The organism is Streptomyces sp. NBC_01214, assembly GCF_026340975.1.
Taxonomy (GTDB): domain Bacteria; phylum Actinomycetota; class Actinomycetes; order Streptomycetales; family Streptomycetaceae; genus Streptomyces.
On the sequence record NZ_JAPEOS010000001.1, the window covers coordinates 1,691,754 to 1,703,620 of the forward strand.

13 protein-coding genes are annotated in these 11,867 nt (G+C 71.9%); 12 read left to right on the forward strand and 1 reads right to left on the reverse strand.

Annotated elements, in window-relative coordinates:
- Positions 1-24: 24 nt before the first annotated feature.
- On the reverse strand, positions 25-750 hold the full coding sequence (locus tag OG594_RS07925) for an MBL fold metallo-hydrolase (RefSeq protein WP_266596575.1): 726 nt from the start codon (positions 748-750) through the stop codon (positions 25-27).
- A 146-nt stretch (positions 751-896) separates the two neighbouring features.
- Here OG594_RS07925 and hrcA point away from each other — a divergent pair, with 146 nt between their 5' ends.
- The 12 genes from hrcA (at position 897) to OG594_RS07985 (ending at position 11,623) form a co-directional block, all read left to right on the forward strand.
- The gene (gene hrcA / locus OG594_RS07930) at positions 897-1,913 is read left to right on the forward strand and encodes a heat-inducible transcriptional repressor HrcA (RefSeq protein WP_053703005.1); all 1,017 of its coding nucleotides are present in this window, start codon (positions 897-899) and stop codon (positions 1,911-1,913) included.
- Positions 1,914-3,053, forward strand: a complete 1,140-nt coding sequence (gene dnaJ, locus OG594_RS07935; protein WP_030010180.1) for a molecular chaperone DnaJ — start codon at positions 1,914-1,916, stop codon at positions 3,051-3,053.
- Between the two features lie 156 nt (positions 3,054-3,209).
- Positions 3,210-4,301 (forward strand): nitronate monooxygenase, encoded by a 1,092-nt coding sequence (locus OG594_RS07940; protein ID WP_266596579.1) that lies wholly within the window; start codon positions 3,210-3,212, stop codon positions 4,299-4,301.
- Positions 4,298-5,044: a 16S rRNA (uracil(1498)-N(3))-methyltransferase gene (locus OG594_RS07945; RefSeq protein ID WP_266596581.1), complete on the forward strand. Its 747-nt coding sequence runs from the start codon at positions 4,298-4,300 to the stop codon at positions 5,042-5,044. Before OG594_RS07940 ends, OG594_RS07945 begins: the two co-directional genes overlap by 4 nt.
- Before the next feature lie 162 nt (positions 5,045-5,206).
- Positions 5,207-5,566, forward strand: coding sequence for a histidine triad nucleotide-binding protein (locus OG594_RS07950; protein WP_189736867.1), 360 nt, complete (start codon positions 5,207-5,209; stop codon positions 5,564-5,566).
- A gap of 3 nt (positions 5,567-5,569) precedes the next feature.
- On the forward strand, positions 5,570-6,475 hold the full coding sequence (locus tag OG594_RS07955) for a ribonuclease Z (protein ID WP_266596585.1): 906 nt from the start codon (positions 5,570-5,572) through the stop codon (positions 6,473-6,475).
- Between the two features lie 232 nt (positions 6,476-6,707).
- Positions 6,708-7,802: a PfkB family carbohydrate kinase gene (locus OG594_RS07960; protein ID WP_266596587.1), complete on the forward strand. Its 1,095-nt coding sequence runs from the start codon at positions 6,708-6,710 to the stop codon at positions 7,800-7,802.
- Positions 7,803-7,977: 175 nt separating this feature from the next.
- Positions 7,978-9,027, forward strand: a complete 1,050-nt coding sequence (locus OG594_RS07965) for a PhoH family protein (protein ID WP_266596589.1) — start codon at positions 7,978-7,980, stop codon at positions 9,025-9,027.
- Positions 9,028-9,040: 13 nt separating this feature from the next.
- Complete coding sequence (ybeY, locus tag OG594_RS07970) at positions 9,041-9,538, forward strand: rRNA maturation RNase YbeY (RefSeq protein ID WP_266596591.1); 498 nt, start codon at positions 9,041-9,043, stop codon at positions 9,536-9,538.
- Positions 9,535-10,839, forward strand: a complete 1,305-nt coding sequence (locus OG594_RS07975) for a hemolysin family protein (protein ID WP_266596593.1) — start codon at positions 9,535-9,537, stop codon at positions 10,837-10,839. The genes ybeY and OG594_RS07975 overlap by 4 nt, the downstream gene beginning before the upstream one ends.
- On the forward strand, positions 10,836-11,198 hold the full coding sequence (locus OG594_RS07980; protein WP_266596595.1) for an MmcQ/YjbR family DNA-binding protein: 363 nt from the start codon (positions 10,836-10,838) through the stop codon (positions 11,196-11,198). The genes OG594_RS07975 and OG594_RS07980 overlap by 4 nt, the downstream gene beginning before the upstream one ends.
- Positions 11,199-11,266: 68 nt before the next feature.
- Complete coding sequence (locus OG594_RS07985) at positions 11,267-11,623, forward strand: cytidine deaminase (protein WP_266596597.1); 357 nt, start codon at positions 11,267-11,269, stop codon at positions 11,621-11,623.
- The last annotated feature ends 244 nt before the right edge of the window (positions 11,624-11,867 follow it).

Consider the following 11,867-nt stretch of genomic DNA (forward strand, 5'->3'; position numbering starts at 1 on the left):
CCGACAGTAGGAGAGCCGGGCGCGTCACGCCTCCGACACGCCGAAACGGGCCGCCAGTGTGGCGCGTTGCGCACGGACGAACTCCGCCCCGACCACCGCTCCGTGACCCGGCACGTACAGTGCGTCGTCCCCGCCCAGTGACAGCAGCCGGTCCAGGGCGGCGGGCCACTGCCCGGGGGTGGCGTCCGGGCCCGCCAGGGGTTCGCCCGACTCCTCGACCAGGTCCCCGCAGAAGACCACCTCGCGCTCGCCCGGTACGAAGACGGCCAGGTCGTGCCCGCTGTGCCCGGGCCCCACATTGGCCAGCAGCACCTGTACGCCGCCCAGTTCCAGCGTCCACTCGCCCGACACCGAATGCCGCGGCAGCACCAGCAGGTCCACCGCCTGGGCCGCCTCGGCCTCCGCGAGCCCGTGCCGGACCGCGTCCTCGCGCAGCTCCTCGCGCCCCGCCGCCAACAGCGAATCCAACCCGACCGCCCCGAAGACCTCGGCCCCGGTGAAGGCGGCCGCGCCCAGGACGTGATCGAAATGACCGTGCGTGAATGCGATATGGGTCACGTGCCGGCCCGTCAGCCGCTCCGCCTCGGCCCGTACCTGCGCGCCCTCGCGCACGCACGAGCCGGGGTCGATCAGAAGGACCGAATCCTCGCCCACCACTAGCCCCACGGTGCAGTCCCACACCGGCAGCCGCCGCCGGCCGGCCCGTCCGGTCAGCCGTTCCCAGCCGGCCCCTTCCCAATGCACGTCCATACCGCGACGCTACCCTGGCGGGCCTCCCTTGCCAGGGGCTTACCGCCCGGCCGTACACTGAGCGGGGGCTCTCTGGCACTCGAACGATCAGAGTGCCAACGAACACGGCAGAAGACGGCAACGGACCACAGCTGGAGGTGTGCGCGATGCTCAGCGAACGCAGACTCGAAGTGCTGCGCGCCATCGTCCAGGACTACGTCGGGACGGAGGAGCCGGTCGGCTCCAAGGCGCTCACGGAGCGGCACCGGCTCGGCGTCTCGCCCGCCACCGTGCGCAACGACATGGCCGTGCTGGAGGAAGAGGGCTACATCGCCCAGCCCCACACCAGCGCCGGTCGGATCCCCACCGACAAGGGCTACCGGCTCTTCGTCGACAAGCTGGCGGGGGTCAAACCGCTGTCGTCGCCCGAGCGCCGGGCCATCCAGAACTTCCTCGACGGCGCCGTCGACCTCGACGACGTGGTCGGCCGCACGGTGCGGCTGCTCGCGCAGCTCACCCGGCAGGTCGCCGTCGTCCAGTACCCGAGCCTGACCCGGTCGACCGTCCGGCACGTGGAGCTGCTCTCGCTCGCTCCCGCGCGCCTGATGCTCGTACTGATCACGGACACCGGGCGGGTCGAGCAGCGGCTCGTCGACTGCCCGAGCCCCTTCGGGGAGACCTCGCTGGCGGACCTGCGGGCCCGGCTCAACAGCCGGGTCGTCGGGCGCCGCTTCACCGATGTGCCCCCGCTCGTCCAGGACCTCCCCGAATCCTTCGAGGCCGAGGACCGCGGCACGGTTTCCACCGTGCTCGCGACACTCCTCGAAACCCTGGTCGAGGAAGCCGAAGAGCGGCTGATGATCGGCGGTACCGCCAATCTCACCCGCTTCGGACACGATTTTCCCCTGACGATCAGGCCGGTGCTCGAAGCACTCGAGGAGCAGGTCGTGCTCCTCAAGCTGCTGGGCGAGGCAAACGAGTCGGGAATGGCCGTACGGATCGGGCACGAGAACGCCTACGAGGGATTGAACTCCACGTCGGTCGTCTCGGTCGGTTACGGTTCGGGCGGCGAAGCAGTCGCCAAACTCGGCGTGGTCGGACCGACCCGCATGGACTACCCCGGAACGATGGGAGCGGTACGCGCAGTGGCACGTTACGTCGGACAGATCCTGGCGGAGTCGTAAGTGGCCACGGACTATTACGCCGTTCTCGGCGTGCGCCGCGACGCATCGCAGGACGAGATCAAGAAGGCCTTCCGGCGCCTCGCGCGTGAACTCCACCCGGATGTGAATCCGGACCCGAAGACGCAGGAGCGCTTCAAGGAGATCAACGCGGCCTACGAGGTGCTGTCGGACCCGCAGAAGAAGCAGGTCTACGACCTTGGCGGCGACCCGCTGTCCTCCTCGGGCGGTGGTGGCGGAGCGGGCGGCTTCGGAGCGGGTGGCTTCGGCAACTTCTCCGACATCATGGACGCCTTCTTCGGCCAGGCCTCGCAGCGCGGCCCGCGCTCGCGGACCCGGCGCGGCCAGGACGCGATGATCCGTCTGGACCTGGAGCTGGACGAGGCGGCCTTCGGGACGACCAAGGACATCCAGGTCGACACGGCCGTCGTCTGCAACACCTGCTCCGGTGAGGGCGCCGCTCCCGGCACCTCGGCGCAGACGTGTGACATGTGCCGCGGCCGCGGCGAGGTCTCGCAGGTCACCCGGTCCTTCCTGGGCCAGGTCATGACCTCGCGCCCCTGCCCGCAGTGCCAGGGCTTCGGCACCGTGGTCCCGACCCCGTGCCACGAGTGCGCGGGCGACGGCCGGGTCCGCTCCCGCCGCAGCCTCACGGTCAAGATCCCGGCGGGCGTCGAGAACGGCACCCGGATCCAGCTCGCGGGCGAGGGCGAGGTCGGCCCCGGCGGCGGCCCCGCCGGCGACCTGTACGTGGAGATCCACGAGCTGGCGCACCCGACCTTCCAGCGGCGCGGGGACGACCTGCACTGCACGGTCACCATTCCGATGACGGCGGCCGCGCTGGGCACGAAGTGCCCGCTGGAGACGCTGGACGGGCTGGAGGAGATCGACATCCGGCCCGGCACCGGGTCCGGCCAGGCGATCCCGCTGCACGGGCGCGGCGTCACCCACCTGCGCGGTGGCGGACGCGGCGACCTGATCGTGCACGTCGAGGTCACCACCCCGGGCAAGCTGGACGCACAGCAGGAGGACCTGCTCCGCCAGCTGGCGAAGCTGCGCGGCGAGGAGCGGCCGATGGGTCAGTTCGCGCCGGGTCAGCAGGGTCTGTTCAGCCGTCTGAAGGACGCTTTCAACGGTCGCTGACCGACCGCGATCCACCGTCACGAGCCCGGCCTGGGGATTCCCCGGCCGGGCTCGTCACATGGGCCCCGCGCCGGCCGGAGACCGGTCGGGAAGCGGACTATGCCAGGCGAATGCCATGATTCGGCCCCATGCGCCGGACGTGGCACGATGCAGTCCATGTCCTCGGCATCGAACGGTCTCTCCCCGTATCCGATCGTGCAGGCTCCCATGGCGGGCGGCGCCTCCTGTCCCGCGCTCGCCGCCGCCGTGTGCGAGGCGGGTGGACTGGGCTTCCTCGCCGGCGGCTACAAGACCGCCGACGGGATGTACCAGGAGATCAAGCAGGTGCGCGCGCTGACCCGGCGCCGCTTCGGCGTCAACCTCTTCATGCCGCAGACCGGTTACGTCGATCCGGCCGCCGTGGAGACCTACCGCGGGCAACTGGCCGGTGAGGCGAGCTGGTACGAGATCTCGCTCGCGGAGGAGGACATCATCGGCACCAGCGACGACGGCTACGACGCCAAGCTCGCCATCCTCCTCGAAGACCCGGTCCCGGTGGTCTCGTTCACCTTCGGCTGTCCTGCCTTCGCGGCCCTGGCGGCCCTGCGCAAGGCCGGTACGTACACCGTCGTCACGGTGACCTCCGCCGAGGAGGCCCGCAGCGCCCAGCACGCGGGTGCGGACGCGGTCTGCGTCCAGGGCGCCGAGGCCGGCGGTCACCAGGGCACCCACCGGGACGACCCGCAGATCGACGGCACGGCGACCGTGGGCCTCCTCGCGCTGGTGGCCCAGGTGCGGGAGGCCGTGGCGCTCCCGATCATCGCGGCGGGCGGGGTCATGCGGGGCGCGCAGATCGCGGCCCTGCTGGCGGCGGGCGCGGAGTCGGCGCAGCTCGGGACGGCCTTCCTGGCCTGCCCGGAATCGGGGGCGGACCCGGTCCACAAGAAGGCGCTGACGGACCCGCTGTTCGTCCGCACCGAGCTGACCCGGGCCTTCTCCGGGCGGCCGGCGCGGGCGCTGGTGAACCGCTTCGTGCGCGAGCACGGGCCGTACGCCCCGGCCGCGTACCCGCAGGTCCACCACCTGACCTCGGGGCTGCGCAAGGCCGCCGCCGCGGCCGGGGACCCGCAGGGCATGGCCCTGTGGGCGGGCCAGGGGCACCGGCTGGCGCGACCGCTGCCGGCGGGGGAGCTGGTGGAGGTGCTGGCGGCCGAACTGGCCCAGGCGCAGAGCACGTTGAAGGCAAAGCAGATGAGGAGTGCGTCATGACCGCCCCGGTGTTCGTGGTGGAAGAGGTCCCCGCGGGGCCGGAGTTCGTCCTGGACGGCCCGGAGGGCCGGCACGCGGTGTCCGTGAAACGGCTGAACCCGGGCGAGGACGTGGTCCTCACGGACGGGCGCGGCCACTGGGCGGAGGGCGTGGTCAAGGCCGCCGAGGGCAAGGACCGGCTGGTCGTCATGGACCTGCACACCGTCGCGGAGGAGCCGGAGCCCGAGGTCCGGATCACGGTGGTCCAGGCGCTGCCCAAGGGGGACCGGGGCGAACTGGCCGTCGAGACGATGACCGAGACCGGGGTGGACGCGATCGTGCCCTGGCAGGCCTCGCGCTGCATCACGCAGTGGCGCGGCGACCGCGGGGCCAAGTCCCTGGCCAAGTGGCGGGCCACGGCCCGGGAGGCGGGCAAGCAGTCCCGCCGGGTGCGGTTCCCGGAGGTGGCCGAGGCGATGTCCACCAAGCAGGTGGCGGCGCTGCTGGCCGGCGCCGACCTGGCGATGGTGCTCCACGAGGACCGCGACACCCCGTCCGGGGCGCTGGCGACGGCCGAGCTCCCGAAGGCCGGTTCCGTCGTGCTGGTGGTCGGCCCGGAGGGCGGTGTCTCCCCGGAGGAGCTGGCCGTCTTCGCCGCCGCGGGGGCCCACCCCTACCGTCTGGGCCGCTCCGTCCTGCGGACCTCCACGGCCGGGACGGCGGCCACGGCGGTGCTGCTGGCTCGCACCGGCCGCTGGTCGTGACGGCCCGCCCGTCCTGACGGCCCGCCCGTCCTGACGGGCCGCTTCGGCTCCTGGTCCGGCCTTGCCGGGACCGATCGGCCCGTCCGGCCGAAATGCCGGCCCGCCACGGGCGTCCGGCTGGATACGATGCCCGGACTGATCACCGTCACGGGAGGCGAAGCAATGGCCGGGGAACCGCAGGCCGACTGCCTGTTCTGCAAGATCGTCGCGGGGCAGATCCCCGCGACCGTGGTACGGGAGACCGAGACCACGGTCGCCTTCCGGGACATCAACCCGCAGGCGCCCACACACGTGCTCGTCATCCCCAAGGTGCACTATGCGGACGCGGCCTCCCTCGTGGAGGCCGAGCCGGGCGTGGCCGCCGACATACTGCGCGAGGCCGGCCAGGTCGCCCTCGACGAGAAGATCGTCGAACACGGCTACCGGGTCGTGTTCAACACCGGCTCCGGCGCCGGGCAGACCGTCTTCCACGCCCACGCGCACGTCCTCGGCGGCCGCGGCCTCCAGTGGCCCCCCGGATAGCACGTGTCCGTACGAGAGTTCGTGGTGCTGGGCACGGCCAGCCAGGTGCCCACCCGCCACCGCAACCACAACGGCTACCTGCTGCGCTGGGACGGCGAGGGCATCCTCTTCGACCCGGGCGAGGGCACCCAGCGCCAGATGTTGCGCGCCGGGGTGGCCGCGCACGACATCAACCGGATCTGCATCACGCACTTCCACGGTGACCACAGCCTCGGCCTCGCCGGGGTGATCCAACGGATCAACCTCGACCAGGTCCCGCACCCGGTCACCGCGCACTACCCGGCCTCGGGGCAGAAGTTCTTCGACCGGCTGCGGTACGCCACCGCCTACCGGGAGACCGTCCCGCTCCGCGAGGAGCCGGTGGCGGCGGACGGCGTGCTCGCGCAGGGGTCCTCGTACGTCCTGGAGGCCCGGCTGCTCTCGCACCCGGTCGAGTCCTTCGGCTACCGGATCACCGAGCCCGACGGGCGCCGCATGGTGCCCGAGCTGCTCGCACGGCACGGGATCAAGGGGCCGGACGTGGGCCGGATCCAGCGCGAGGGCCGGCTCGGCGAGGTCACCCTGGACGAGGTCAGCGAGCCCCGTCCCGGACAGCGGTTCGCGTTCGTCATGGACACCCGGCTCTGCCCGGGCGTGGACGCGCTGGCCGAGGGCTGCGACATGCTGGTGATCGAGTCGACCTTCCTCGACGAGGACGAACGGCTGGCCACCGACCACGGGCACCTGACCGCCGGCCAGGCGGCGCGGGTGGCGCGGGACGCGGGCGTGCGGCACCTGGTGCTGACGCACTTCTCGCAGCGCTACACCGACCCGGCCGAGTTCGAGCGCCAGGCCCGCGCGGCCGGCTTCGAGGGCGAGCTCACGGTGGCCGCGGACCTGGTGCGGGTGCCCCTGCCCAAGCGGGGCTGACGGCGGGCCCGACCCGGTCCCGTCCCGGCCCGGTCCCGGCAGGGCCCCTGCCGGGACCGGGCCGGGGCCGTGTTCGTCGAGCGGTCCGAGTGGTTTGAGTGACGAAGGGCCCTCCGGGGGTGATCTGCGCCACACTGGGTTTTGGTCCTGCCCGGGGTGGGCAGGGCTGGCAGCTTTCCGCTGGAAAACGTCATGCAGAAACGGGCCTTCGAGGAACAACGGGGAGATCGCCGTGACCGGTCGGGACTACGAAATCCGCGCAGCAGCAGTGGACCCGCTCGGTCCGCTCCGTGACCCCCAGGAACCCGGCTGTGACGTCTTCCTGACCGGAACGGTCTTCCTCGACATCATCTTCACGGGCCTCGACTCGGCCCCCGTGCGCGGTACGGAGTCCTGGGCGCGCGGCATGGGCTCCAGCCCCGGCGGCGTCGCCAACATGGCCACCGCCCTGGCCCGGCTCGGCCTGCGCACCTCGCTGGCCGCGGCCTTCGGGGACGACCACTACGGCGAGTACTGCTGGGACGCCCTCGAACAGGGCGAGGGCATCGACCTGTCCATGTCGCACACCATCCCCGGCTGGCACAGCCCCGTCACCGTCTCGATGGCCTACGAGGGCGAGCGCACGATGGTCTCGCACGGCCACGAGGCCCCACCGCCGGCCGGCCCCGGGCCCTTCCCGCAGTGCCCGCCACGGGCCCGCGCGGCCGTGGCAGCGCTGGGACCCGGCCGCGGCGAGGAGTGGATCGGCGAGGCCGCCCGGCGCGGCTCGCGGATCTTCGCGGACGTGGGATGGGACGAGAGCGGCCGGTGGGACCTGGGGGCCCTGGCCGACCTGGAGCACTGCGAGGCCTTCCTGCCGAACGCGGGCGAGGCGATGCGCTACACCCGGACCGACTGTCCGAGAGCCGCGGCCCGGGCGCTGGCCGAGAGGGTGCCGATCGCCGTGGTGACGATGGGCGCGGAGGGCTCGTACGCGGTGGACGGGCACACCGGGGAGACCGCGCACGTCCCCGGGATCACGGTGGACGAGCTGGACCCGACGGGTGCGGGCGACGTCTACGTGGCGGGCTTCGTGACCGGCACCCTGGCGGGCTGGCCGCTCGCGGACCGGCTGGCCTTCGCTGGGCTGACGGCGGCCCTGTCGGTGCAGGAGTTCGGCGGCTCCCTGTCGGCCCCCGGCTGGCCGGAGGTGGCCCACTGGTGGCGGGACGCCCCGCAGGAGCTGCGCGGCCGCTACGGCTTCCTGGACGACCTGGTCCCGCCGGGCGGGACTCCGGCGGCCCGGCGCAGGGCCGTACCGACGATCGGCTTCCGGCACTCGCTCTAGGCCGTCCCCCGGATCTCGTCGGGCCGGCACGATCCGAAAGAGGCGATCTCGCGGCGCGATCGGGCGGTAAAACCTCTCGGGGAAGCCGCGGCGGAGACGTACGCTTGGTACTCCGGAGGTCGTCGATCGGCGCGGCCCCTCAGCGGGAGGTATGCGCAGGCCACAGTGCCGGCCCATGACTCAGACACCGACAGCCCACATCCCCGCGCCGGGGCAGGCGCGAGCCCACTTCACCGTTCCGGCCACGCACCCGATGGTGACCGTGCTCGGCTCGGGTGACGCCCTGTTGCGCGTGATCGAGAAGGCCTTCCCGAAGGCCGACATCCATGTTCGGGGCAATCAGGTCAGCGCGATCGGTGCAGCGGCGGAAGTCGCCCTGATCCAGCGACTTTTCGACGAGATGATGCTGGTGCTCCGCACCGGGCAGTCGATGACGGAGGACGCAGTGGAACGCTCGATCGCCATGCTCAAGGCGAGCGGCAACGGCAACGGCAACGGCGACGGGCCTGCCGAGACGCCCGCGGAGGTGCTCACCCAGAACATCCTCTCCAGCCGCGGCCGCACCATCCGACCCAAGACCCTCAACCAGAAGCGGTACGTCGACGCGATCGACAAGAACACGATCGTCTTCGGCATCGGCCCCGCCGGTACCGGCAAGACCTACCTGGCCATGGCCAAGGCCGTCCAGGCCCTGCAGTCCAAGCAGGTCAGCCGGATCATCCTGACCCGGCCCGCCGTCGAGGCGGGGGAGCGGCTCGGTTTCCTGCCGGGCACGCTCTTCGACAAGATCGACCCGTACCTGCGCCCGCTCTACGACGCGCTGCACGACATGATCGACCCCGACTCGATCCCGCGGCTGATGGCGGCGGGCACGATCGAGGTGGCCCCCCTGGCGTACATGCGCGGACGCACGCTCAATGATGCGTTCGTCGTCCTCGACGAGGCGCAGAACACGACCGCCGAGCAGATGAAGATGTTCCTGACCCGGCTCGGGTTCGACTCGAAGATCGTCGTCACCGGTGACGTCACCCAGATCGACCTGCCGGGTGGCGCCAAGAGCGGTCTGCGCCAGGTCCAAGAAATCCTCGAAGGGCTGCCGGACATCCACTTCTCGCGGCTCACGTCCGAGGATGTCGTCCGGCACAAGCTGGTCGGCCGTATCGTCGACGCGTACGAGAAGTACGACGACGGCCAGCAGGCCTCGAACGGCCACCAGCGGAAGTAGAACCCAGCGCACCATGTCGATCGACGTCAACAACGAGTCCGGAACCGAGGTCGACGAGCAGGCGATCCTCGACATCGCCCGCTACGCGCTCACCCGGATGCGGATCCACCCGCTCTCCGAGCTCTCCGTCATCGTCATCGACGAGGACGCCATGGAGCAGCTCCACATCCAGTGGATGGATCTGCCCGGTCCGACCGACGTCATGTCCTTCCCGATGGACGAGCTCCGGCCGCCGACCAAGGACGACGAGGAGCCCCCGCAGGGGCTCCTCGGCGACATCGTGCTCTGCCCCGAGGTCGCCAAGCGGCAGGGCGAGGAAGCCCCGACGCAGCACTCCATGGACGAGGAGCTCCAGCTCCTGACCGTCCACGGAGTGCTGCACCTGCTCGGCTACGACCACGAGGAGCCGGACGAGAAGGCAGAGATGTTCGGCCTCCAGGCGGCCATCGTCGACGGCTGGCGCGGTGAGCGCGGCATCACCGGTCCGTCCCCGGCTCCGACCGTCTCGTGAACGCCCCCCAGCTGATCACCGGGGCGGTGCTGCTGGTGGTGGTGGCCTGGTTCGCGGCCTGCGCCGAGTCCGGCATCGCCCGCATCTCCAGCTTCCGGGCCGAGCAGGCCGTACGGGAGGGTCGGCGCGGGAGCGAGAAGCTCGCCCAGGTCGCCGGCGACCCCACCCGCTACCTCAACGTGGCCCTGCTCGTCCGGGTCACGTGCGAGATGGCGGCCGGGGTGCTCGTCACCTACGTCTGCCTCGACGAGTTCGGCGAGAACTGGACCGCGCTGCTCGTGGCCATCGCCGTCATGGTGCTCGTCTCCTTCGTCGCCGTGGGCGTCTCCCCGCGCACGATCGGCCGCCAGCACCCGCTGAACACGGCGACCGCGGCCGCGTACGTCCTCGTGCCGCTGGCCCGGATCATGGGGCCGATCCCGCAGCTGCTGATCCTCATCGGCAACGCGCTCACGCCCGGGAAGGGCTTCCGCAAGGGGCCCTTCGCCTCCGAGGCAGAGCTCCGCGCGATGGTGGACCTCGCGGAGAAGGAATCGCTGATCGAGGACGACGAGCGCCGCATGGTGCACCAGGTCTTCGAGCTCGGCGACACGCTGGTGCGCGAGGTGATGGTGCCGCGCACCGACCTCGTCTGCATCGAGCGGTACAAGACGGTCCGTCAGGCGACCACGCTCGCGCTGCGGTCCGGTTTCTCCCGCATCCCGGTGACCGGGGAGAACGAGGACGACATAGTCGGGATCGTCTACCTGAAGGACCTCGTCCGCAAGACGCACATCAGCCGGGAGGCCGAGGCCGACCTGGTCTCGACCGCGATGCGGGCGGCCGTCTTCGTACCGGACACCAAGAACGCGGGCGACCTGTTGCGCGAGATGCAGCAGGTGCGCAACCACGTGGCCGTCGTCATCGACGAGTACGGCGGCACGGCCGGCATCGTCACCATCGAGGACATCCTCGAAGAGATCGTCGGGGAGATCACCGACGAGTACGACCGGGAGCTGCCGCCGGTCGAGGACCTCGGCGAGGACCGCTACCGGGTCACCGCGCGGCTGGACATCACCGACCTCGGTGAGTTGTTCAAGGTCGAGGCGTTCGACGACGAGGACGTGGAGACGGTCGGCGGACTGCTGGCGAAGGCGCTGGGGCGGGTGCCGATCGCGGGCGCTTCCTCGGTGGTGGAACTGCCCGACGGGCGCCCGCTGCGGCTGACCGCCGAATCCCCGGCGGGCCGGCGGAACAAGATCGTGACGGTCCTGGTCGAACCGGTGGCCGCGGCGGAGGCCGCGGGGGAGGAGGGGGAATGACCCCGGAGCAACTGCGCGCGTTCTGCCTGGGCTTCAACGCGGCGGTGGAGGAGTTCCCCTTCACCCCGGAGACCTCGGTGTTCAAGGTGCTGGGCAAGGTGTTCGCGCTGTCGGCGCTGGATGCGGATCCGCTCAAGGTCAACCTCAAGTGCGACCCGGAGCTGGCGGTGCGGCTGCGCGAGGAGCACGAGGCGATCGTGCCGGGTTACCACATGAACAAGCGGCACTGGAACACGGTGACCGTGGGCGGGCCGGGCGGCCTGCCGGAGCGGCTGGTGCGGGAGCTGGTGGAGGACTCGTACGACCTGGTGGTCGCGGGCCTGCCGAAGGCGGAGCGGCTGCGGCTGGACCGGCCGTAGCGGTGCCCCCCGCCCCGGCGGCGGGGTGGTCGTGCGGGGGCGCGGGGCGGCTCCCTATGCTTTCGCCCATGACCGACAGCACCGGGATCGACCCCGAGGACAGCAAGATCATCACCCTGGCGCGCAGCGCCCGGGCCCGCAACGCGGTGCCCGAGGGGGCGGCGGTGCGGGACGAGACGGGCCGCACGTACGTCGCCGGGACGGTGGAGCTCGACTCCCTGAAACTGAGTGCGCTGCAAACCGCGGTCGCGATGGCCGTGGCGAGCGGTGCGCGGTCCTTGGAGGCCGCGGCCGTCGTCAGCGCGGCCGACGCCCCGGCCGAGGCCGACCGCGCGGCCGTCCGCGACCTCGGTGGCCCGGACACCCCGGTCCTGCTGGCGGCCCCGGACGGCAGCCTGAAGTCCAGCACCCCGGCCGGCCCCTAGCCTCCCGGCGGGGCGACCGACGAACCTTCCGCGCCCGAGTCCGCCCGACCGCCGGGTCCGGGCCCTCCCGGCCTCGGCAGGGCCGGACCCAGCCCCGCCGGCGCTTGAGGCGCGGGGTCTGGGGCGGAGCCCCAGGAAACCCGGCTCCGCCGGGCACCGGGCTCCGCCCGGACCCTCCCCCAGCTACCGCTGGGAGGTGCCCCCTGCTCAAACGCCGGCGGGGCTGGAAGTGGCGGGGCTGGAA

Coding starts and splice junctions, on each gene's coding strand:
- OG594_RS07940 (WP_266596579.1), top strand. CDS start 3,210: ATGTCCTCGGCATCGAACGGTCTCTCCCCGTATCCGATCGTGCAGGCT.
- OG594_RS07980 (WP_266596595.1), top strand. CDS start 10,836: ATGACCCCGGAGCAACTGCGCGCGTTCTGCCTGGGCTTCAACGCGGCG.
- OG594_RS07965 (WP_266596589.1), top strand. CDS start 7,978: ATGACTCAGACACCGACAGCCCACATCCCCGCGCCGGGGCAGGCGCGA.
- OG594_RS07925 (WP_266596575.1), bottom strand. CDS start 750: ATGGACGTGCATTGGGAAGGGGCCGGCTGGGAACGGCTGACCGGACGG.
- hrcA (WP_053703005.1), top strand. CDS start 897: ATGCTCAGCGAACGCAGACTCGAAGTGCTGCGCGCCATCGTCCAGGAC.
- OG594_RS07950 (WP_189736867.1), top strand. CDS start 5,207: ATGGCCGGGGAACCGCAGGCCGACTGCCTGTTCTGCAAGATCGTCGCG.
- OG594_RS07985 (WP_266596597.1), top strand. CDS start 11,267: ATGACCGACAGCACCGGGATCGACCCCGAGGACAGCAAGATCATCACC.
- ybeY (WP_266596591.1), top strand. CDS start 9,041: ATGTCGATCGACGTCAACAACGAGTCCGGAACCGAGGTCGACGAGCAG.
- OG594_RS07945 (WP_266596581.1), top strand. CDS start 4,298: ATGACCGCCCCGGTGTTCGTGGTGGAAGAGGTCCCCGCGGGGCCGGAG.